The sequence below is a fragment of the Lutibaculum baratangense AMV1 genome (assembly GCF_000496075.1).
In the GTDB taxonomy this organism is placed as follows: Bacteria; Pseudomonadota; Alphaproteobacteria; order Rhizobiales; family Tepidamorphaceae; genus Lutibaculum; species Lutibaculum baratangense.
In genome coordinates, this window is sequence record NZ_AWXZ01000007.1 from 1 (window position 1) to 21,665 (window position 21,665).

Consider the following 21,665-nt stretch of genomic DNA (forward strand, 5'->3'; position numbering starts at 1 on the left):
GCCCTTACGGATCTCCGATCTCATCCCAGTCGTTCTAGTCTGACCCCGGCGTCCGCGTCGACCTTAACGACGGCAGGGCCCGGACGTGTCCGCTCGTTCCGTCAGCGGTCGGCCTGGAGCGGGTGAAGGGAATCGAACCCTCATCGTCAGCTTGGAAGGCTGCTGCTCTACCATTGAGCTACACCCGCAGAATTCCAGATCTGGTGGAGGGGGTTGGATTCGAACCAACGTAGGCTAAGCCAACGGGTTTACAGCCCGTCCCCTTTAACCACTCGGGCACCCCTCCTGGATCTGCAGACTGCCTATTTCTAGGTAAAGCAACCCATCGCCGCCACCGCTCGGCGCAGCGCGGAGCGTGTTATGAGAACTCATGCGCCCCCTGTCAACAGGGCCTATGGGCTTGGCACACAAAAAGCTTTAATCCCCGTCCCCATGACAGCACGACAGACACGACGCCCGCAACGGCCCCGCCACGACAGGCGCCCCGCTCCACCGCTCGAGGACCACGCCATCTTCGGCCTGCATCCGGTCGCGCATGCGTTACGGAATCCTCGGCGCAAGCGCCACAAGCTGCTGGCGACGACGAATGCCCTGATGCGGCTTAAGGAGATGGGCGTTCCGATCGACGTGCCGGTGGAGGAGGTGATCGCCGGGACGCTGTCGCGGCGGCTGGGCGGGGAGGCCGTGCACCAGGGACTGCTCCTCGAATGCGACCCGCTGCCCGAGCTTTCGATGCGCGACCTCGAATCGGCCGATCTGCTTCTCGTCCTCGATCAGGTGACCGATCCGCACAATGTCGGCGCGATTCTGAGAAGCGCCGCTGCATTCGCCGCCGACGCCGTTATCGTCACCGCGCGCCACAGTCCCCACGAGACGGCGGTGCTCGCGAAGTCCGCCGCCGGCGCTCTCGACGTCGTGCCCCTCGTGCGGGTGGGCAACCTTGCCCGGGCGCTCGAGGAGCTTAACGCCATGGGGGTGACGACGGTGGGTCTCGCCGGAGAGGCCGACAGCCCCCTCGCCTCGCTCGAGGTGGGCGGGCCGCTCGCGCTCGTTCTCGGTGCGGAGGGCAAGGGCCTGCGCCAGAAGACGCGCGAGACGTGCACGCGCCTCGCGCGAATCGAGATGCCGGGGGAGATGCCGAGCCTCAACGTCTCGAACGCGGCCGCCATCGCCCTCTATGCGGCGGAACAGCTGCAGCGACACGGAAGGCCGGCCTAGCTCTTGGGGAGGCCGGGGCCGGGGCCGGCTCCGGCCCGGTTCAGTCCGGACGTACGTAGACGCCGTAAGGAACGGGAGGATGACCTGTCGGCGTGATGATCGCGTTCGGCACGCGCTTCATCGGGTTCCAGTAGCGCCAGTTCGCGCCGGTGTAGTACCAAGTCTGCCGCTGCGGATCCCACCGGTAAGTGCTCTGCGGGTAGACCTTGTAGGGCGCCTGCGTGGCATAGGAAGCCCGGTCCGGATGCGACCGCGGGAAGTCTCCGCGATAGGGGTAGAGGATGCCCTCCCCGTTCGCGAGGGCCGCGCCTGCACCGGCCGCCGAGGCCGCGAACGAAAGCGCCAGGATCCGCAATGTCCTCATGACCGTCTCCTCTCGTCGCCTACGCCATCAGCGTGGGCGGCGGTGATGCTCTTTCCTGGCGTCAGGATACTCGCGAAACACTAGACGCGCGTTAACGGCGGGGAGTCTGAGGGGCGGAGAAGAGCCGCGAAAGGGAGGGCCGGCCCGGAGGCCGCCCTCCCCCATGACGCCGGATCAGCGTACGACGTAGACGATCTCCCTCGTCCCGGGGTCGACGAGGACGGGCTGCCCGTTCACATAGACATAGTCGTAATCGTAGTCGGGTACGGTGCGCAGCTCGACCGTGTCGGGCAGGCCGGCACCGACGACCACCTCGCCCTCGAGGTAGACGGGCTCCACGCGGTTCTCCGTCACATAGGTCCGCACCTCCGTCGGGGGATCGATGGCGGCACCCATCGAGGCGCCTGCCGCGCCGCCGATCGCTGCGCCGACCGGCCCGCCGATCAGGGCGCCCGTCACGGCGCCGGAGACCGCGCCGGCAGCAGCGCCTCCGCCACCGCCTTCATAGGTGACGACCGGTACCTCCGACTGACGCTCAGTCACCACGACCCGCTGCTCGCCGCCCTGGATCGCGAGGTAGTCGGAATAGGCCCATCCCGTCGTGCCGCCATAGTCGACCTGGCACCACTTGCTGCCCTCGAGGCAGCCGTTGAGCGTGGCCTGCTCGCTTCCCGGAATGACCGTCACCACCGCGTGCTCGGGGCCCGGACCCGCGCGGACGTTGAGGTCCGTCGTCGCCGTGGCTGACGTCTGCGCGAACGAAACCGAGCTCATGCCGATATAGGCGACAGTGGCCGCCAAGCTCATCCTGCTGAAACGGTTCAAGATAGCCTCCATGCCTTCAAGGCGTTGCCGAAGCCCCCGGCACCCCGACAACCTGATGCCCCCGGCACTTGTTCCGGCGCGACCGGAGGTCTGGATCGCGTGCCGGGGGAAGTCGCCCATCGCGGCACGCCGCCTCGCCGCACCCGCCGTTCCCGGGCAGCACGGGTCGTTCCTGCGCCCGCCACGGGCCGTTCACCTGCGGTTCAGTTGGCCGGACGCAGTCTCCCGTCTCGACGCCCGCCTTTGACGGCAGGCAAGCTGGAGGACGGACGATGGCCTACATCTTTCGCGGCACGAACGGGAGCGACAAGATCTACGGGTCGCGATACGACGACGACATCTACGGCTACGGCGGGAACGACCTGCTCGTCGGAGGGGCCGGGAACGACCGGCTCTACGGCGGCGCCGGCGCCGACGACCTCGTCGGAGGATCGGGCTTCAACGACTATGTCGGCGGAAGCGGCGCCGACTGGTTCATCATGAGCGCCCGCGGCGGCGCCTTCAGCAACGATCTGATCTGGGACTTCGAGTTCGGCGCCGACCGGATCGACGTCTCCGCGTGGGGCATCAGCGATTTCAGCCAGCTGCGCGCCATCCTCGGCGCCGATTCCTACGGCGACGCGACGCTCAACGCCTTCTACGCCGGCCGCGACCACAAGCTGACCCTCGATGGCGTCGCGCCCTCCGAGCTAATCTCCTCCGACTTCGTCTATGCCGGCGGCGGCGCCCGCGACATGGCGGGAACGGGCTATGACGACATGCTGTTCGGCTCCCGCTTCGGCGACACGATCCGCGGCGGAGGCGGCGACGACGTCATTCTCGGCGGCCAGGGCAATGACAGGCTCTACGGCGGGGCTGGCAACGACGACCTCGTCGGTGGCGCCGGGAAGGACTTCCTCTGGGGTGGCGCCGGCTCCGACGCCTTCGTCTTCGACTTCGCGTCGGAGAGCGCGCCCGGTGCAGGCCGCGACGTGATCATGGACTTCCAGCAGGGCCGCGACTTCATCGACCTCGACCTCATGGATGCCAACGCGCTCCTCTCCGGCGACCAGGACTTCGCCTTCATCGGACGGAGCGGCTTCTCCGCCCCTGGGCAGGTGCGCTACAGCCACGTGAACGGCACGACCATCGTCGCCGGCAATCTCGACGGCGACGCGGCGCCGGAATTCCAGATCGAGCTCAACGGCATCTACTTCCTGACCGCCTCCGATTTCGATCTGTGATGCCCTGAGGTCCGCTCGCTGCCGGCGGCCCTCGCTGCCTGCGCCGGCAGCGAGGGCTGGACAACGCGCCGGCTCGGGCGCTAGGGGTTTCCCGGCGGACGATCTACAGCCACTGGCCGGCTTAGCTCAGCAGGTAGAGCACCTGATTTGTAATCAGGGGGTCGCGGGTTCGAGCCCTGCAGCCGGCACCAGGCGCCGCCGTTCGACCCCGTCAAGGGCGGCGCCCTCCGAGCTTCTCCGGCCCCGGACCGGTGATGTCCGACGCCGTACGCCACTCCCGGGGTACGGGATGATCCGGATCCAACCTTCTTCATGACGCGTTAACATCGTCAGGACGTCGACGTCAGAACGTTCGGTGAAGAAGGGAGGTCCTCATGGTGCGCGTGAACCATCTCACCCGGGAAGAGCTCGCCTGGCTCAAGGCGCTGCATGCCCGCAAGCCGATATTCGATCTTCCGATGCGCGTGGACGTCCGGCTGAAGACGCTCGGCCTGACCCAGCCGGTCTGCGGCTGGCCCCACGTCACGCCGGCCGGCGAGCGCCTGCTCGGCGAGGAACGCCTCGCGGCCTGAGGGCGGCACACTTCTCTTTCGGTCCATCTGGTCGACCGAACCGACGCGCGGTGGCCGTTGCGCGGAAAGCCCCCGCGCGCGGGCGGCTGCTGGCTGCCCGGCCCGCCCCGGGCTCTGCCTCCGGGAGGAAGCCGCGACGGGCCTAGGCCAGACCGAGCGCCGCCTTCCGTCTGCGCGCCCATTCCGTGAGGATGTGGTCGAACAGCAGGCCGATCGACGCGACGCACAGGCCGAGGGTCAGCCCCTTGCCGATGTCGTTCGCCGAAAGCGCCCGCATCAGCTCCTGCCCCAGGTCCTGCGTCCCTATGAAGGCGGCGATGATGACCATGAAGAGGGCGAACATGATGGTCTGGTTGATGCCGACGAGAATGTGCGGCAGGGCCATGGGCAGCTCCATGTTCAGGAGCCTCTGCCGTCCGTCCGCCCCCGCCATCCGAACCGCCTCGTGCAGGGAAGACGGGACGCTGCGCATCCCCTCCACGGTGTAGCGCACGATCGGGATCATCGCGTAGATGATCACCGCGCCGATCGCGGCGACGTCGTTGACCTGGAAGAGCATCACCATCGGTATGAGGTAGATGAAGCTCGGGAAGGTCTGGAACGTGTCGCAGAGGAGCAGCACCCTGCGCCCGCGCCCGTCCGACCGCGAGGCCCATATGCCGAGCGGCAGGCCGAGCGCCAGGCACACGAAGACCGCGAAGCTCACCATGTAGAGCGTGATCATCGCGCGATCCCACCACCCCGTCAGCGCGACGAAGGCAACAAAGCCGAGGCAGACGAGCGCGGAGCGCAGCCCGCCGACGAGATAGCCGCCCCCGGCCGCCGCGAGCGCCACGGCGGCGAACGGTAGATATAAATAGAGGTCGCGCAACGGGATCAGCACATGGAGCGACAGCATCGTGCGCAGCTGGTGCGCCGGCTCGAACAGCGCCACCGTCGTCCAGTCGACGATCGCGTCCCAGAAGGGTGCGGTCGAGAGGGCCTGTCGCCGCGGCACCTCGTAGGCCCATGGGTGCAGGCTCGCGGCCGCGAAAGCCAGTGCGACGAGGCCGAGCCAGACGAGCAGCGTGCGGTGGCGCTCGTGCCACGGCCGCTCCGCCGCGTCGTGCACCGGCCGCCGCTCGACCCACGCCTTGCTGCACCGGTCGAGCGTGATCGCGATCAGGACGATCGACACGCCGAGTTCGAGAGCGGTCCCGATCTTGAGCGACTGCAGGGCGAGCAGCAGCCTGTAGCCGAGCCCCGGCGCTCCGATGAACGACGCGATCACGACCATCGCCAGGCACTGCATGATCACCTGGTTGACGCCGACGAGGATGTCTTCCCGCGCCGTCGGCACCTCGACATGGCGCAGCCGCTGCCAACGCGTCGCCCCGGCCATCATGCCCGCCTCGACGACCTCCGGCGGCAGTCGCCGCATCCCCAGGAGCGTCATGCGCACCATCGGGGGCGTCGCGAAGATCGCCGTCGCCACCGCGCCGGCATGGTCGCCCACTCCGAAGAAGACCACGACGGGAATGAGATACGCGAAGTGCGGCATCGACTGCATCACGTTGAGAAGCGGCATCAGCGCCGCCTCGAGCCGGGGGTGGCGGGCTGCCGCGATGCCGAGAGCCAGCCCGGCGAGAACCGCCAGCGGAGCCGAGACCGCGATGAGCGACAGCGTCTCCATCGCGTATCTCCACTGCCCGAAGAGTGCGAGATAGACGAAGACGCCGCCCGACAGAGCGGCGAGCCGCCAGCCCTGCAGAGCGTACCCGATCATGAAGCCGCTCACGGCGATGACCGTCCATGGAAGCGCCGGCAGGCCGAGACCGCCCCGCCCGCCGAGAAGCAGGTTGCCGAGGATTTCCAGGTGCCAGGCGACGAAGCCGGCGAAGAGCCGCGTCACGGCCTCGAGCCCCAGATCCTCTCGCAGAAACTCGAACGCGGCCGAGAGCCACTGCCCCACCGGCAGGATGACCCAGTCGGGCGGGCGCACGAGGCCGGCCGGCAGGAGGTGCTTGAGGGCGACGAGAGCCACGAATGCTCCGAGGAGCAGGAGGGCCTTGTGACGGGGCCGAAGCCCGGCTTCGGCGTCGCGGCCGAGATGGGTGGTGGGCGCGAGTGCCGTCATGCCGCCTCCTCCTCGCCGAAGAGGAGCGCGAGCGCCCGGCCGCAGTCGAGACGCCTGGTCGGCTGGCCGGTTTCGTCGAGCACCGGCAGGTAAGGCCGCCCGGCCTGCACGATCGTCCGGGCGACGGAGGCGATCGTGGCATCTCCCTGCAGTGCCGGCCCGTCGGGCACCTCACCATCGAGCGGTTCCGCCAGGGAGCGGACGTGCACGACGCGAGCCTTCGGGATCTCGCGGGTGAACTTCGCGACATAGTCCGTCGCCGGCTGGAGCACGATCTTGTCGGGCGTGTCGATCTGCACGACCTCGCCCTCGTACATGATGGCGATTCGGTCGGCGAGGCGGAGCGCCTCGTCGAAATCGTGCGTGATGAAGACGATCGTCTTGCCCAGCATCGCCTGCAGGCGCAGGAACTCGTCCTGCATCTCGCGGCGGATGAGCGGGTCGAGCGCCGAGAACGGCTCGTCGAGGAACCACAGGTCCGGTTCGATGGCGAGCGACCTCGCGATCCCCACACGCTGCTGCTGGCCGCCCGAAAGCTCTCGGGGGAAGTACTGCTCCCGTCCCTCGAGACCGACGAGGCGGATCATCTCGCGCGCCCGCTCGTGCCGCTCGGCCGTTCGCTGCCCCCGCATCTCCAGGGGAAAGGCGACGTTGTCGAGAACCGTTCGCGTCGGCAGCAGGGCGAAGTTCTGGAACACCATGCCCATCTTGGAGCGTCGGATCTCGATGAGCTGGCGCTCGTCCATCGCCAGCAGATCCTGCCCGTCGACGCGCAGCGTCCCGCTCGTCGGCTCGACGAGCCGGCACAGGCAGCGCATCAGCGTCGACTTGCCGGATCCCGACAGCCCCATCACGACGAGTATCTCGCCCTCGGAGATGTCGATCGACGCGTCGTTCACGGCCGCCACGTGGCCGCTGTCGCGGATCGCCTGCGCGGCCGGCTTCCCGCCATGCGCCTTGAGGAGGCCGGCCGGGTCGGGCCCATAGATCTTCCAGAGGTTCCTGCAGGTGATCAGGGGCTGACCGCGATCCGCCTCGCGTCGCTGCTTCACCGTCACATGTGGCTCCAGTTCGGTCGTCTCGGGCAGAGGTGGTTCGAGGCCGGCCGCGACGCATGCCGCGGCCGGCGAGGCTGGCGCCTCAGTCGATCCAGGGCCTCCAGATCTCCTCGTTCTCCTCGAGCCACGCCTCTGCCGCCTCCTCGGGATCGAGGCCCTCGACGTCGACCAGCGCGGCCATCTCGGCGATCTGCGGGTTCGTGAACGAGATCCGGGTCAGCGCCTCGTAGGCGCCGGGCCATTTCTCCTCCATGCCGCTCCATGCGGCCTTCTTGAGGTAGCCGTCGGCGGGATTGCCGCAGTCGTAGGTCTTCTCCGGGTTCTGGCCCCAGGCCGGATCGCTCTTGCAGCCTTCCGCATATTCCGGAAACTCGACGAAGGTGCCCTCGTGCACCGCCTCGACGAAGTTCGGCGTCCAGTTGAACAGGACGATCGGCGCGTTGCGCCGGGCCGCGGAGTCGAGTTCGGCCCACAGCGCTGCCGCCGAGCCCGCGTTGACGATCTGGAAGTCCATGCCGAGCGCCTCGACCCGCTCCTGGTCGTGCTTCAGCCAGTCCACCGGGCCGGCGAGGAAGCGGCCTTGCGGTGCCGTCTCCGGCGTCGCGAACTTCTCGGCGCACGCGTTCAGAGCCTGCCAGTCCGGCAGGCCGGGGCAGATCTCGGCCACGTAGGCCGGATACCACCACTCCTCCCGCGTCACCGCGTCGTGATCGCCGGCGTCCACGACCCCGCCCGCCTGCACGGCCTGCTCGAAGGCCGGGCCGAACGCTCCTTCCCAGACCTCCACCTGAACCGTGACGTCGCCGTTCCCGATCGCGGGGTAGACAGCCTGGCTGTCGAGCGGCGTATAGCGGACCTGGTAGCCCTTCTCCTCGAACAGCCGGCCGACGATGTGGGACATGACGACCTGGCTCGACCAGTTGTGCGTCGCCACGACGATGGGATCGTCGGACTCGGGCGCCTGCGCCGCCGCCGACGTCGATGCTGCCGCGACGGCCATCGCCCCGACGAGCATCTTCAAACGGATCTTGGCCAATGGATTGAACCTCTTCCCCTGCGCCGCGGCCCCGGCCACCGCCGGCGTCTGGATTATCTTCGGGAATTTTCTTTTCTTCCGGGGAAGCAAGCCTCGCCGACATGGCCACATTCCGCAACGTTGTTTTTTGAGCACCCGCGCGGCAGCGGCGCTCCGGGCCCGGTTCACCGGCGCCGCCACTGCGGCAACCTCCGCACTCGTGGCCCCGGTGCTTGCGTGGGTCGGCCGCAAGGGAAACAATCGGTTCGATCAATCATAACCACAAGAATTATGCGTTTGCCCGATGATGCCCCGTCTTGGAAAATGGTCCCGTTTCAGGCGCGATCGGGAGAAACCACTTGCCTCGGGCGAATTCGGCAGGACGTGGCGAAGACATCGCCGGCGCCGCGGTGCGGGGCGTCGGCGGCGGCCTGTCGCTTTGGCCGGGTCTCACCCTGACCACGGCGATCGCAGCGCTCGCCTACTTCATGTGCACCCTGCCGGGCCTTTCGAATTTCAGCCCGCTCATCGTCGCGATCCTGATCGGCATGACGATCCGGAACGTCGTCGGTGTTCCGCCAGCGGCGCGGGCGGGCCTCGCCTTCAGCCAACGTCCGATCCTGCGGTTCGCCATCGTGCTTCTCGGCCTGCGCCTGACGTGGGCGCAACTCGTCGAGCTCGGCGGGACGAGCCTCGCGATCGTCGTCGTCGCCCTCGCGGCGACCTTCGTCTTCACGCTCTGGATGGGCCGGGTGCTGCGGGTCGAGCGAAAGCTCGCGACCCTGATCGCCGCCGGCACCTCGATCTGCGGCGCATCGGCGGTGGTGGCGACCAGCCAGGTGGCGGGCGGGCGCGACGAAGACGTGGCCTATGCGGTCGCCTGCGTCACGCTCTTCGGCACGATCGCGATGTTCCTCTATCCCCTGCTGCCGGGGCTTCTCCATCTCGACCCGTCGGCCTTCGGCCTTTGGGCCGGAGCTTCGATCCACGAGGTCGCCCAGGTCGTCGGCGCCGCCTTCCAGAACGGCGCGACGTCCGGCGAGCACGGCACCGTGGCGAAGCTCGGCCGGGTTCTGATGCTCGCGCCGGTGCTCCTCATACTGGCGGCAACGGCCTACCGGCAGGCAGGCGACCGCAAGGCGGCCGCTTCCGCTCCGTTCCCCTGGTTCGTTCTGGGCTTCGTCGCACTCGTTGCCTTCAGCAGCGTCGTGGAGATCCCCGCGTCGGTGAAGGCGCCGCTGGTCGAGCTGACGGGCTTTCTCCTGGCGATCGCGCTCGCGGCGCTCGGCCTCGGCGCCGATATCGCGAAGATCAGACTGGCCGGGCCCCGGCCGCTGGCCCTCGCGGCACTCTCCACCGTCTTCATCGCGGTCACGAGCCTCGCCCTCATCAAGCTCGCGGGGTGATGCCGCGGTGACGCTCGAGCAGTTGCGCATCTTCGTCGCCGTCGCCGAGCTCGAACACGTGACCCGCGCGGCGCGCCGGCTCAACCTCTCGCAGTCCGCGACGAGCGCCGCGGTCGCCGCGCTCGAGCAGAACCACGCGACGATCCTCTTCCACCGGATCGGCCGCAGCGTCCGGCTCACGGAGGCGGGCCGGGTTTTCCTCGTCGAGGCGAAGGCGGTCCTCGCCCGCGCCGCGGCCGCCGAGGCGATGCTCGACGACCTCGCCGGCCTGCGCCACGGCACGCTCACCGTCTATGCGAGCCAGACGATCGCCAGCTACTGGCTGCCCCCCCATCTCGTGCGCTTCCGCCGCGCCTATCCCGGCATCGACATCCGCCTCTCCGTCGGCAACACGGCGCAGGTCGCGCGGGCGGTCGAGGACGGCACGGCGGAGCTCGGCCTTGTCGAAGGGGCGGTCGACGAGGAGAGGTTCGACCTGACCGTCGTCGGCCACGACCGGCTCGTGCTGATCGCCGGCGCGGGCCACCCCTGGGGCGACGGGCGTCACATCGCGCTCGAAGATCTCGCGAGCACGGACTGGGTGCTGCGCGAGGTCGGTTCCGGCACCCGCTCGGAGTTCGAGTTCGTGCTGCGCAAGGCCGGCATCGACCCCGCACAGCTCAAGGTGGCGATGGAGCTTCCCTCGAACGAGGCGGTGCGGGCGGCCGTGGCGGCCGGCGGCGGCGTCACCGCCATCTCGGAGCTCGTGGCGGAAGGCGGAATCCAGGCGGGCGAGCTGCGGGCCGTGCCGCTCGAGGCGACGGAGCGCGCCTTCTTCGCCGTGCGCCACCGCGAGAGCTACCGCAGCAAGGCGGCGGACGCGCTTCTCCGGGCGATCGCCGAGGCGGAGGAAGGCGCCGCGCACGCGCCCTCGCCCGCCCTTCCGGGCGGACGCCGCTGAAGCTCCCTGCGGCACGCTCCGTCGGTCGACGCCCGCGACGCAGGCAGCCCCCCGGCCGGAGAACCGCCAGGGTGCCCGGGGACGCCAGGGGGCGTGCTCCCGCATCGTTCACAGGCGGTCAGGGCGAGCTTGACACGGTCCTGCGCCCCTCCTTATATCGCCACCGACCCGCGACGGCGCAGCGACCGCGCCCGCTCGCGATGGCGGAGTAGCTCAGTTGGTTAGAGCAGCGGAATCATAATCCGCGTGTCGGGGGTTCAAGTCCCTCCTCCGCTACCACCATTTTCCGTCAGAGATTCGGCGACTTCGCCACACGGTTCACCTGCGGACGAGCACGACCGTCGCTTCTCCTGGAGCGCCGCGGCGTGGGAAAGGTCGTCGCACGGCGCGGTCCAGTCCATTTGTGCGCCTGGCATTGGCGGCCGGCCCATCCGTCGCGGCGCCGACACACCGGCTAGGCCGTCACCCTTCGGCGCGCAGCATGAGCGCGCGCACCCAGCTTCCGATCTCCGTGGGCGTCTGCCAGTCGGGCTCGACGAGTGCCGGCTGCCAGATCGGATGCCAGCACCACGCCGTCCAGTGAAGCCCGCGCGCCGCAAGGAAGCGGTGGACGAAGGCGTCGCCGAAATCTGCGGCGCCGCCCCGCAGATGCTCGTCCTGGCCGCCGAACCCCCACTCCGTGACGAACACGGCGCGGCTCTGCGGCAGGTCGCCGAGAAGGCGGTCGAGCAGGTCGAGGTCGCCCCGCGCCGTGCCGGGATAGACATGCCACGAATAGGCGGCGCGGGGGTCGTCGAGCGGATCCTCCGCGACGCCCGTCAGGTCGCTCGCCCAGTGCCCGCCGGTCACGAGCACCAGGTTGTCGGCGTGGTGCCGCCGGATCTCGGCCACGAGGCTCGCGAGGATCGGCTTCAGCTCCGTCCAGTCGCGACCCGGCGCAGAGAGCCGCCCCTCGTTCTCGAGCCGCACCGGCTCGTTCCAGATCTCGAAGATCACGTGGCGGTCGTAGCCGAAGCGGCTCGCCACGGTGCTCCAGAAGAAGCGGGCGAGGGCGAGGTCGCAGTCATAGGCGTCCGGCGGCAGGCCCCATCGAGCCGGCGGACGGAAGTGGGAGCCGCCCGGCCAGCCGATCGCGTGCCAGTCGATGATGACCACCTGCCCCGCCCCGCGCGCCGCGGCGACTTCGGCCTCGAGCGCCGCCAGCATGCGCCGCGGCTGCCGCCGCCAGAGCCCCGGATGGACGCTCAGCCTGACGGTGTTCGCGCCCCAGCCCTCGGCCAGATGGCGGTAGTCGCCGGCGGGCCTCTCCACGCGTGTCAGAAGCGGGTCGCCCATCGCCACGCCCTTGAGCGACAGGGGCTGCCCGCCGCAGAGCAGAGACGGGCCGTCGAGGCTCAGCATCGGGGAAGGCGCGGCGTGGGCCGGAAGCGCGGCCGCCGCCAGCGCGGCGGCGCCGAGGCCGAGGAACCGGCGCCGGGTGCAGAACCGTTCGGCTGTCTGGTGATGGCGAGACGGCAGATGCACCGGATATCCACGGCTCCAGTTTCCCCTCCCCCATCCATAATGGGTAAGAACCGCCATTTCGGATAAGGCAAACCCTAAACTCCGAGACTTTAGGTCGACGACTAGGAGACGTTCGGACGCGGCATGAAGATTCGCCACACACTCTTCGCGCTCACGCTCTTTCTCGGTCTGTCCCTGGTGGCGGTGCTCGCCGTCGACATCAAGGGGCAGATCGACGGCCTGCGGGACGAGCGAAAGCTCTTCGCTTCGAACGCCATACGGGCCGAGCTTCTGCTGGCTTCGGCTGCTCTGGCGCGGGAGCGCACCCAGGCGTACCTGAACCTTCTCTCCCCGGGGCGCTTCGACATGGACGCCGCGCGCTCGGCGGTGAACGACAGCCGCGACAGGATCGTTCGGGCGCTCCGCGAACACGGCGCGTCACTGCCGGGCCTGGAGGCCGCCACCGAGGCCGTCGGCGAGCTCGATCAACTCATGGAGGCCGCCCGCGCCGAAGTCGATCGCCTGCTCGCCAGTGACGCGGCCGGACCGCGCAGGCGGGGCGCGCGCCAGTGGTTCGAGCGGGTCACCGGTATTATCGAGCAGACGCAGGCGCTTCGCATCTCGTTGCTGAGCCAGGACATCCGGCAGGACCCGGTCATAAGGAGCGAGGGGCGGGCCCGCTACTATGCCAGCATCTTCGCGGAGACCGTCGCGCAGAACCAGGCGCTCATCGGCGGAGCGCTCCTCTCCGAGGCGACGGTGGCGCGGTGGGTGAGCGAGCAGGCAGAGCGCAACTTCGGACGGGGCGGACTGGCGATCGAGCTCTTGCGCTCGGAAGCGGGGATGCTGCCGGACCCGGAGCTGCACGCAAGTCTTGCTTCGCTCGGCAAGGATGACCTGGCGGCTCTCCTGCCGCTGCTGGCCACGCTTCACGAGCCATGGCGGGAGCGGTCGGCGGCCATCTCGCTCACGGATTGGCTCCAACTCACCTCCGCGACGCTCGCCGAGGTGGACCGGACGCAAGCCCGCCTTCTGGCCTCGTCGCGCGAGCGGCTGGGACGCGACGTCGCGGAGGCGAGGCGCAGGCTCGGTCTGTGGGCGGCCTTCCTGCTGGCCGCCGTCTTCGCGGTCCTCGCGAGCCACATCGTCCTCCGCGACCGGGTCGTCGCGCCACTGGAGTCCACCATCGCGGCGATGCTCCGCTTGGCGCGCAATGATCTCGACACGCCCCTGCCGCATGTGCGCGCAAATGACGAGTTCGGCGCGATGGGGAGCGCGCTGCGGACCTTCAAGGCGAATGCCATCCACCGGGACCGGCTGGAGCGCAACCGTGCGGATCTGCACGCACGGCTGAAGGAGACCTACAGGCTCCTTCGCCAGGACCTTCAGGCGGCGGCCGCGATCCAGTCGACGCTCCTCCCCAGGGCGAGCGACCTCGGGCAGGTCTCCTTCGACGGCGCCTACCATCCCGCCAGCGTGGTCGCCGGAGATACCTACAATGTGCTGCGCCAGCGCGACGATCACATCGGCTTTTTCCAGGTCGACGTGGCTGGGCACGGCGCACCCGCGGCGCTTGGTTCCGTGGTGTCGCATCACACGCTGTCCCAGGCGATCCTGAAGAGGCGCGACGGCGGAGGCCTGAATGAGGTCGCGGCGGAGATCGACGCTGCGTGGCCGGAGGACCTGCCCTACTTCACGATGATCCTGGGCGAAGTGGACTGCCCCCGCGAGCAGCTGCATTTCGTGCAGGCGGGCCATCCGTCTCCCGTCCTTCTCGAGGCCGACGGCTCCTTCCGCACGTTAGGCGATGGCGGGCTGCCGGTGGGGCTCGTGCCCGAGGCGGAGTTCGAGATCGTGACGTCGCCGTTTCGCCCCGGGGACCGCCTGCTGGTTCACTCCGACGGCGTGACCGAGGCCGCGGGTCCCGCGGGCGAGATCTTCGGGGAAGAGCGCCTGATGGACGTCGTCTCGCGCCACCGCGACGCCTCGACCCGATCTCTCATTGACGCGGTGGTCGGCGCCGTGCGCGAGTGGCGCGGTAGCGGAACCTTCGAGGACGATGTGAGCCTTCTAGTGATCGAGAGAACCGGACGGAAAGGTGGGTGCGAGCATGATCAACCATGAGGTGCGGGAGGGCGTCCTGGTGGCGCGCGTGGAGGAAAAGCGCGTCGATGCCGCACGGGCGCCGGACTTCAAGACGGAGCTCACGAGGCTCATCGAGGACGGCCACCAGCAGGTGGTACTCGACCTGAGCAAAGTCGAGTTCGTCGACAGCTCCGGGCTCGGCGCGATCGTCGCGACGCTGAAGCGGATCGGCCCGCGCGGCAGCCTCGCCGTCGCCGGTGCGACGGGGGCGGTGGAGAGGCTCTTCAAGCTGACCCGCATGGACAAGGTATTCCCGCTCCACGAGGATGTGGATGCGGCAGTGCGCAGAATGGCAGGATGAACCTGCCTGGATGGGGCCAGGAGGGCCTGAACCAATGGCCGGAGCCGTACAACTGCTGGTCGACAGCGACCTCGACACGGTCGCGCTCGTCGCCAGGGCCGTGAGGGCGATATGCTCCGACCGGCTGAGCGAGGAGGATCTCGACGCGATCGAGCTGTCGCTCGTCGAGGCGACCACGAACGTCATCAAGCACGGGTACAACGGCCGAAGCGGCGAGACGCTGAAGATCGGCGTCGCGCTGCACAGCGACCGCGTCGTCATCGAGGTGGTCGACACGGCGCCGCCGATGGATGCGGCACAACTGGAGCAGGCGGGCGAGGAGCGGTTCGACTTCGACGAGACGAATATCGAGTCCTTGCCCGAAGGGGGTATGGGCCTCGCCCTGATCCGGATGAACATGGACGAGGTCGAGTACGTTGCGCAGAAGCGTCAGAACCGCCTGCGCATGACGAAGATGTTCGCGAAACCGTCCACGAGCTAGTCGACCGCCGCCTCCGGTTCCGGCAGCAGGCCCGGGAACGCCAAAGCCACCGCCGACAGCGCCGCCAGCGAGCCGGCGGAGTCGTCGCCCATGAGCGTGGGCAGCAACGGCTCGATCCTACGGCGTGCCTCTTCCGGGTCAATGGTCGCCGAGAGGCGCCCGGCGGCGAGGCTCGTGGCCAGCGCCGCCGCCCCCGCGGGGTCGTAGGGCGACGCGCCCTGCGCCGCCTCGGCCCGTCTCAGAGCCTTGCGAACGAGATCCCGCGTTGCCGCCGAGGTGTCCGAGAGTTCGGCGAGCCGCTCCTCGACCCGTGCCTCGACATGCGCTTGCGTGCCCAGGTGTTCGAGCCGCACGATCACGGCGATCGAAATCGCGAGGGCGAGGATGAAGGCGATCTGGCCCCGCGCGCGCAGAAGCCCCTCCCTGAACGTCATTTCGTGGCCTCTGCGAGTATCGGAGCCTCATAGACCGGGTCCGGCTGCCAGAAGGCGGCTCGGATCATCGGCAGCATCGAAAGCATGTTGTTGCCGCCCCAAAGCGTGTTCGCGATCATGGCGCCGAGCGTATAGCCCTCGATGCCCATCCCGTGCGCCGTCCATCCCCACGCGAGGCCGACACCGGTTACGGCTACCACGCCGATCTGCCATCGCACGAGCCTCGGATAGCTGCCCGCCTGCCTCTCCTTCGGGGTGACCGGGAAGGAGATCTTCCTGCCGCGGAACACCGTCCAGAGCGCCTTCATGTTGAGCGGGAACATCGCCAGGTACCAAGCCCTGCCCTTGGCGTTCGAGATACCCCAGGTGGCCACGAGCTGCGACATCTCGTTGAGGAGGAGGAATGCCGTGATGTGCAGGAAGAAGTCGAGCGAGTAGGCGGAGACCGGTCGGATTCCGGTGAACAGGAAGACGATCGGCGCGGCGAGGAAGACGACGTTCCACAGGGGTGAGAGGTAGGAGTAGAACGTGACCCCGTACATGATCTTCTGCGGCAGCGTCAGGCCGCGCCGGAAGAGCGGGTTGTCGTGGATCAGGATGTCGACGGTGCCGCCGGCATACTTGAAGCGCTGGATCGTCCAGCTCAGGAGATCGTTCGGGGAGAGCATCCGCGACTGCACCTTCGGATGCAGCACGGACTTCCAGCCGCGCTCGCGGTCGGAGTGCAGGACGATCGAGGTGTAGATGTCTTCCGACACGTGGAACTTGTAGGGCGTGAACTCCTCCTCCACCGCCCCCTGCCAACGCACCGCGTCGCGGATCGATTCGTCCAGCGCGGCCTCGCCCGTCAGGCGGCGTGCGGCCCGTTCGTTGCTGCCGGCGGCCGCCTCCACCTTGTCCGCCCACTGCCGAAGCGCCGCCTCCATCACCGCCTCGCGCCGGTGGATCGACCCCGCGCCACAACAGAAGCTCGCATTCGCCCAGTTCCGGCGGCGGAGAATGACGTCGAAGAACATCTGCGGGTCGTTCGCGAACGGATCCTCGCCGATCCGCATGGGCCCGAAGAGGCGCTGAAGCCCCCGCCCGACGGCGCCCCCCGCCCGGCCGGCCCACCTCCCCATGACGGCATCCAGCGGCACGCCCGGCGGCACGTCGCAGAACCACTGCGGCGTCTGGACCCAGGCGACCTTCGGGTCGCGGAAGTAGCCGAGCGTCTCGACGAGCAGGGTGGGAAAGGGCCGCGTGTCGGCATCGCAGATCACGACGAAGTCGCCGGAGGTCATGCCCATGGCGTTGCGCAGATTGCCGGCCTTGAAGCCGACATTGTCGTCCCGCGTGAGGTAGTTCGCCCCTTCCTGGCGCGCCACCTCCGCCATCTCCGGTCGCTTGCCGTCGTCGAGCACGTGGACGCGCAAGTCGATCGGATGGGGATACTCGATGAGCTTCGCGTCGCGCAGCCCGAGACGCACGAGCTCGGGGTCCTCGCTGTAGGTGGCGAAGAACACGTCGACCGCGAGCGGGCGATCCTCGGTGCCGGAGCTGTCGGCGCCGTCCATGCAGTCGCCGATCGTCGCCGGTGGCGGCTGCTGCGGGGGCGACTTCGAAGTCCACAGGTTGATCGTGAACAGCACGAGACCGACGAAGGCTGCCGTCTCGGCCATGAGCAGCGGGACGGCGAACCACAGCGCGTCGAAGTTGAGCGAGCTCGTCCAGCGCCAGGAGATATACCACAGGCCGAAGACGAGGCTCATCGTCGCGAGGAACTGCCACGCGGCCTCCTGGAGGGGAGAGTGGCGCAGCGGTTTCCACGGGGTTCGGGTCTGGAAGCGGTCGATCTCGGACACGGCGGCCTTCCGTCGGCGTTGCTCCGATGCACCATCGCATAACTGGTGGGGCGGGACGCGGAGCAGGTGGTTGGCGACTCGGTGAAGTCAGCTATTAATGTAGGGCATCATCTCCGGCGAGGGCGAGAGCGCAAGATATCTTCGGACGACCCGGGACAGGACTAATCCTTTAACGGCGGTATCATGCCCAGCATCCGGCGGAGTCGGCGACACGATATATGATCCGCACTTGTCTCAATATTTACGCTTTCACTCTAGCTATTGCGATTTTCTCGGCAGCCGGACTATCGAGCGTAGAAGTCCTTGCACAGAGCGCCGATGAACTCGCCGCTCAGGCACGATCCGCGGGTGACGCGCAGGATCACGAGGAAGCCGCACGCCTCTTCGAGGCGGCGATCTCGGCTTCCCCGGCGCGGCGGCGGGAGTGGCAGCGCGAGCTCGCCGATCAGATTGCCTATGCCGGTCGGCCCGCCGAGGCCGTCCCCCTCTACCGCGAGCTCCTGAGCGAGGAGGGCCTGGTGGAGGACGAGCGCCGACGGATCGAGCGGAACCTCGCCTTCGCGCTTCTCTGGAGCGGACGTCCCGAAGAGGCGGCCGAGGCGCTCTCCGCCGTCGTTTCGGCGTCTCCCGACGACGAGGAGGCACGAGCGGCGCTCGCGGAGGCCCGTATCGCTGTCGCCGAGGAGCAGGAGCGGAATCGGGAGTCCATGGCCGGAGGCGAATCCGACGAGGCCGATCAGTCGGAGCCAGAGGCGGCCGAACGCGCCCCCATGGACGGAGAGCCCGCAGCAGACGAACCGCCCTCGCCCGCCATCGCGGCGATTGCTGCGGCACGGGAGGCTGCCGGACGCGGCGCCAACGCAGAGGCGGCGGCCGCTTTCTCGCGAGCGCTGCAACTCGAACCCGCGCTCTTCGTCGAAATGGGCATCGAGTATGCCGATCAGGTCGCGTATGCGGGAGAGCCGGGACGGGCAGTGCCGCTCTATCGGCGCGCCCTCGCCGAGCTTCCGCTGACACCCGGGCAGCGCTCCGAGGTCGAGCGCAAACTTGCCTTCGCCCTGCTTTGGGCCGGCGAATTCGGCGCCGCCGCGTCCGCATGGCGGCCGATCGTGCGGGCAAACCCACGGGACGACGAGGCCCGCGGCGCCCTGGCCGATGCCTATCTCGGCGGCGCACGACAGGCGGCGGGGGCCGCCCGCAGCGGCGAGGCGGTCCGGCTCTTCGAGAGGGCGTTTCAAGTGGCGCCCGCGCGCCGGCGCGAGCTTCTGCGCGAATACGCGGACCAGGTGCTCTATTCCGGCCGACCGGCGGACGCGATTCCGCTCTTCCACGAGGTGCTGTCGCTCCCGGGTCTCGCTCCCGTCGAGCGGCGGCGGGGGCTTCTGGGCCTCGCGCGCGGACACGCCTGGAGCGGCGACCACGAGGCGGCCGTCCCCGTCTATACCGAGCTCCTCGAGGGCTGGCCCCGCGACACCGAAGCCCGCATCGGCCGGGGCCAGTCGTTCAACACGCTCGTTCGCCACGAACGGGCGCTGGCGGATTTCGAGGTCGCGCTGGCGGTCGAGCCGCTGAACGCCGAGGCGCTCCGGGGCGCCGCGCAGAGCGAGACGTCGATGGAGCGCCATATCGCCGCCCTCGACCGGCTCGAGCCGCTTCTCGCGACGGCGTCGCCGGATCCGCGCACGCTGATCATCGCCGCCAATGCGAGGCGGCATCTCGGCCGGCCCGACCTCGCCGAGGATCTGACGCGGCAGATCCTCGAGAATTCTCCCGAGGATGCGGCCGCCCGCGCGCTTCTCGACCTCATCCTGCTCGAACGACGCCCGCTGACGCGGTTTGAAAGCCGCTACGTCACCCGCTCCGACGAGCTCTCCATCCTCACGCTGCAGGGCAGCCACGAGGTGTTCCTGAACCGGGGCCTGACGAGCCTTGGCCTCCAGGCGCGGTTCGCCAGCTATCGCGGCGACGACTTCCCCGATGTCGAGGTGGCTTCGTTCGGCGTCTTCGCGCGGCATCGCGTGAACGACTGGCTCGAGGCACGGACATCGGTCCTGCTCAACCAGGAAAGCGAGCCGGGGGGCGACGATCTCGAGCTCACGCACGAGACGTCGCTCGCCTTCCTCATGAGCGACACGTGGCGGGCCGAGCTCCAGGCGGTGCGGCGCTACGCCGACGAGGATCCGGCCGTCTTCGTGAACGACGTCCTGGCCGACGATTTCGGCGGCGCGGTGTTCTTCACCCCCCGGCGCGACGTGCGGGCGAGCGCGCGCGCCTATTACAGCGATTACACCGACGGCAACGAGCGGATATGGGGCCAGGTCGACGCGGCCTACAACGTCCGCGAGACGGGTTTTCTCTGGCTGGGCGCCAGGGCCACCGCGTTCGACTTCGCCGAGGACTACGATTTCGGCTACTGGAATCCGGGCCACTACAGGTCGCTCCACGGGACGATCCATGCCTACGGGGCGCCCGCGCCAGGATGGTGGCTCGACGTGCAGGGAGCCCTCGGCTGGGCGTGGAGCGAGTTCGACGGCGACGGCCTGACATGGTCGGCCGAGGCACGCCTGTCGCGCGACCTCACCCGGCACGCCTCGCTCGAACTCTATGGCCTCTACCAGTACTCGGAGGCCCGTGAGGACCGGGCGCTGGCGGCGGACGACGACGGCGATCCGTTCTGGCGCGGCACGCTCGGCGCGCAGCTCCGGCTGCGCTGGTAGCGGATCGGCCCCCTCCGCCGGCCCACAGATCGAACGCACGTTCCCCGCACGTTCATGCGCCCTGCCACCAGAGGACGCCGCCGAGAACGACGAGGTAACGCGCGACCTTTCCGGCCGCGACCATGACGAGAAATGGCAGGAACGGCACCCGAAGCGCGCCCGCCACCACCGTGAGCGGGTCCCCCACGATCGGGACCCAGGCGAAGAAGAGCGACCAGATCCCGTAACGCTCGAAGAGGCGCGAGGCCCTGTCGTAGCTGCGTTCGGAGACCGGCGACCACCGTGTGCCCTTCAGGCGTGACAGCATGCGGCCCGCGAGCCAGTTCGCGACCGAACCGAGCACGTTGCCGGCAGAGGCGGCGACGAGGAGGGACCACGTGTTCCATCGGCCCGTCAGGGCCAGCCCCGTCAGCAACGCCTCGGAGGAACCCGGCAGGAGCGTCGCCGCGAGGAAGGCGGAGAGGAACAGCCCTCCATATGCGGCGACCCACTCCATGCTCCCAGCGGAAGTCCTTTCGTCCGATTGCCGTCAAGAAGACCGGGTTCCACTATTGCCCCCGCCACCCCCCAGGAGGGGGTGCCGCGACCGGCCCGCAGGGCGCCGCTATAGCAGGACCGGCGGGGAGAAGACACGCCGGCCAGCAGCCGCGACGTCGTATCGTGGAGAGAGCGGGCGAAACCTGTTTCGCGTCAATCCGTCACTGCGGCGACCGCCTGGCGCAGGGCCGCCACGAAGGCCTGCCGGTCGTAGAGGTCGTTGTGGCCGGCATTCTCGATCGTCGCGAAGAAGCGGAGGTCGCTGGCGGCGTCGCGCACCCGGTCGGAGCTCTCCGCCGGCACGATCGCGTCTCTCGCCGCCGCTATGACGGCCGTGGGCACGTCGAGATCGGAAAGCGTCGCAGCGGTCTCCATTCGATGCCGCAGGAGAAGGCGGACGGGCAGCCACGGATACTGGCGGGCGGCGAGGTCCTCGAGAGATCCGAACGGGGTGACGAGGACGATGCCGGCAACCGAGCGGTCGGCCGCGAGATCGACCGCCGCGGCCGAACCGATGCTCAGGCCGATCGCGACGATGCGCGCCTCGCGATCTTCCGTCAGGCGGTCATACGCCCGCTGCGCGTCGTGAAGGAGAGCCTCCGCGGAAGGACGGCCTTCGCTGGGGCCGTAGCCCCGGTAGTGGAGCGCGGCGACCTCGTGCTCAGGGAAGATCCGATGAAGCATCAGAGCGGCCGCATCGGCGTTCCACGCATTGCCCGCGAAGGTGAGGAGCACCGGGGCCTCGGCCGCACCGCCACGAGACGGCGGAAGCCGCGTCAGCACGACCCGAGGGCCGCCGCTCTCGATCGCGAGGCGTTCCGCCTCGGGCGGCAGCGCCGGGCCGGCGCCTGCAAGGCCGCTCGGGAAGATGAGCCAGGTCTGGAGCAGATACGCTCCAAGAACGATCGCGCCGTACCCGACGGCGAGCCAGATGAAGAGCTTGACGAGCCACATCCGGGCAAGCTG

The 21,665-nt window shown here is 68.9% G+C and carries 19 protein-coding genes and 4 tRNA genes; 11 read left to right on the top strand and 12 right to left on the bottom strand.

The genetic code is table 11. The features are described 5' to 3' along the window. Positions 1 to 114: 114 nt before the first annotated feature. Both N177_RS00690 and N177_RS00695 read right to left on the bottom strand, forming a co-directional pair. Positions 115 to 188: transfer RNA gene (locus N177_RS00690), tRNA-Gly, on the bottom strand. 13 nt (positions 189 to 201) lie between these two features. Next, positions 202 to 286 (bottom strand) — tRNA-Tyr (locus N177_RS00695). A 74-nt stretch (positions 287 to 360) separates the two neighbouring features. Between N177_RS00695 and N177_RS00700 the strand changes: the two genes are divergently transcribed. Next, the gene (locus N177_RS00700; RefSeq protein ID WP_081718301.1) at positions 361 to 1,218 is read left to right on the top strand and encodes a TrmH family RNA methyltransferase; all 858 of its coding nucleotides are present in this window, start codon (positions 361 to 363) and stop codon (positions 1,216 to 1,218) included. 40 nt (positions 1,219 to 1,258) lie between these two features. Here the strand turns inward: N177_RS00700 and N177_RS00705 are convergent, their stop codons facing one another. Next, on the bottom strand, positions 1,259 to 1,582 hold the full coding sequence (locus tag N177_RS00705) for a hypothetical protein (protein WP_023430295.1): 324 nt from the start codon (positions 1,580 to 1,582) through the stop codon (positions 1,259 to 1,261). 174 nt (positions 1,583 to 1,756) lie between these two features. Then, positions 1,757 to 2,407, bottom strand: a complete 651-nt coding sequence (locus N177_RS00710; protein WP_341872316.1) for a DUF1236 domain-containing protein — start codon at positions 2,405 to 2,407, stop codon at positions 1,757 to 1,759. A 272-nt stretch (positions 2,408 to 2,679) separates the two neighbouring features. Between N177_RS00710 and N177_RS22200 the strand changes: the two genes are divergently transcribed. From N177_RS22200 to N177_RS00725, 3 genes are all read left to right on the top strand, one after another. Next, entirely contained in the window at positions 2,680 to 3,630 is a 951-nt protein-coding gene (locus tag N177_RS22200) for a calcium-binding protein (RefSeq protein ID WP_023430297.1), read from the top strand. 115 nt (positions 3,631 to 3,745) lie between these two features. Continuing rightward, positions 3,746 to 3,821: transfer RNA gene (locus N177_RS00720), tRNA-Thr, on the top strand. 183 nt (positions 3,822 to 4,004) lie between these two features. Next, entirely contained in the window at positions 4,005 to 4,202 is a 198-nt protein-coding gene (locus tag N177_RS00725) for a hypothetical protein (RefSeq protein ID WP_023430298.1), read from the top strand. 142 nt (positions 4,203 to 4,344) lie between these two features. On the opposite strand, the gene N177_RS00730 is transcribed toward N177_RS00725, so the two are convergent. From N177_RS00730 to N177_RS00740, 3 genes are all read right to left on the bottom strand, one after another. After that, positions 4,345 to 6,318: an ABC transporter permease gene (locus N177_RS00730; protein WP_023430299.1), complete on the bottom strand. Its 1,974-nt coding sequence runs from the start codon at positions 6,316 to 6,318 to the stop codon at positions 4,345 to 4,347. Further along, on the bottom strand, positions 6,315 to 7,370 hold the full coding sequence (locus tag N177_RS00735; RefSeq protein WP_051402202.1) for a quaternary amine ABC transporter ATP-binding protein: 1,056 nt from the start codon (positions 7,368 to 7,370) through the stop codon (positions 6,315 to 6,317). The genes N177_RS00730 and N177_RS00735 overlap by 4 nt, the downstream gene beginning before the upstream one ends. A gap of 88 nt (positions 7,371 to 7,458) precedes the next feature. Further along, positions 7,459 to 8,412, bottom strand: a complete 954-nt coding sequence (locus N177_RS00740) for an ABC transporter substrate-binding protein (protein ID WP_244444213.1) — start codon at positions 8,410 to 8,412, stop codon at positions 7,459 to 7,461. A gap of 338 nt (positions 8,413 to 8,750) precedes the next feature. Between N177_RS00740 and N177_RS00745 the strand changes: the two genes are divergently transcribed. The 3 genes from N177_RS00745 to N177_RS00755 all read left to right on the top strand — a co-directional run bounded on the left by N177_RS00745 (position 8,751) and on the right by N177_RS00755 (position 11,016). Beyond that, positions 8,751 to 9,797: a YeiH family protein gene (locus N177_RS00745; protein ID WP_023430302.1), complete on the top strand. Its 1,047-nt coding sequence runs from the start codon at positions 8,751 to 8,753 to the stop codon at positions 9,795 to 9,797. 7 nt (positions 9,798 to 9,804) lie between these two features. Continuing rightward, positions 9,805 to 10,737 carry a LysR family transcriptional regulator gene (locus N177_RS00750; protein WP_023430303.1) on the top strand — a complete coding sequence of 311 codons (933 nt, stop codon included), beginning with the start codon at positions 9,805 to 9,807 and terminating at the stop codon, positions 10,735 to 10,737. A 202-nt stretch (positions 10,738 to 10,939) separates the two neighbouring features. Beyond that, a tRNA-Met gene (locus N177_RS00755) sits at positions 10,940 to 11,016 on the top strand. A gap of 183 nt (positions 11,017 to 11,199) precedes the next feature. On the opposite strand, the gene N177_RS00760 is transcribed toward N177_RS00755, so the two are convergent. Beyond that, positions 11,200 to 12,261 (bottom strand): cellulase family glycosylhydrolase, encoded by a 1,062-nt coding sequence (locus tag N177_RS00760; protein ID WP_023430304.1) that lies wholly within the window; start codon positions 12,259 to 12,261, stop codon positions 11,200 to 11,202. Between the two features lie 123 nt (positions 12,262 to 12,384). Between N177_RS00760 and N177_RS00765 the strand changes: the two genes are divergently transcribed. The 3 genes from N177_RS00765 to N177_RS00775 are packed head-to-tail and all read left to right on the top strand — an operon-like array spanning position 12,385 to position 15,167. Next, positions 12,385 to 14,364, top strand: a complete 1,980-nt coding sequence (locus N177_RS00765) for a PP2C family protein-serine/threonine phosphatase (RefSeq protein WP_023430305.1) — start codon at positions 12,385 to 12,387, stop codon at positions 14,362 to 14,364. After that, positions 14,351 to 14,686, top strand: coding sequence for an STAS domain-containing protein (locus tag N177_RS00770; protein ID WP_040484905.1), 336 nt, complete (start codon positions 14,351 to 14,353; stop codon positions 14,684 to 14,686). Before N177_RS00765 ends, N177_RS00770 begins: the two co-directional genes overlap by 14 nt. A 34-nt stretch (positions 14,687 to 14,720) precedes the next feature. Further along, positions 14,721 to 15,167: an ATP-binding protein gene (locus N177_RS00775; protein WP_023430307.1), complete on the top strand. Its 447-nt coding sequence runs from the start codon at positions 14,721 to 14,723 to the stop codon at positions 15,165 to 15,167. On the opposite strand, the gene N177_RS00780 is transcribed toward N177_RS00775, so the two are convergent. Then, the gene (locus tag N177_RS00780) at positions 15,164 to 15,601 is read right to left on the bottom strand and encodes a hypothetical protein (protein WP_023430308.1); all 438 of its coding nucleotides are present in this window, start codon (positions 15,599 to 15,601) and stop codon (positions 15,164 to 15,166) included. The genes N177_RS00775 and N177_RS00780 overlap by 4 nt on opposite strands. Further along, positions 15,598 to 17,445: a glycosyltransferase family 2 protein gene (locus N177_RS00785; protein WP_023430309.1), complete on the bottom strand. Its 1,848-nt coding sequence runs from the start codon at positions 17,443 to 17,445 to the stop codon at positions 15,598 to 15,600. The genes N177_RS00780 and N177_RS00785 overlap by 4 nt, the downstream gene beginning before the upstream one ends. Before the next feature lie 218 nt (positions 17,446 to 17,663). On the opposite strand from N177_RS00785, the gene N177_RS00795 reads away from it, so the two are divergent. Then, positions 17,664 to 20,162: a tetratricopeptide repeat protein gene (locus N177_RS00795; protein ID WP_023430310.1), complete on the top strand. Its 2,499-nt coding sequence runs from the start codon at positions 17,664 to 17,666 to the stop codon at positions 20,160 to 20,162. Between the two features lie 52 nt (positions 20,163 to 20,214). Here N177_RS00795 and N177_RS00800 read toward each other — a convergent pair whose 3' ends face one another. Then, entirely contained in the window at positions 20,215 to 20,658 is a 444-nt protein-coding gene (locus N177_RS00800; RefSeq protein WP_023430311.1) for a YqaA family protein, read from the bottom strand. A 194-nt stretch (positions 20,659 to 20,852) separates the two neighbouring features. Then, positions 20,853 to 21,653, bottom strand: a complete 801-nt coding sequence (locus N177_RS20355; protein WP_023430312.1) for an alpha/beta hydrolase — start codon at positions 21,651 to 21,653, stop codon at positions 20,853 to 20,855. Positions 21,654 to 21,665: the final 12 nt, after the last annotated feature.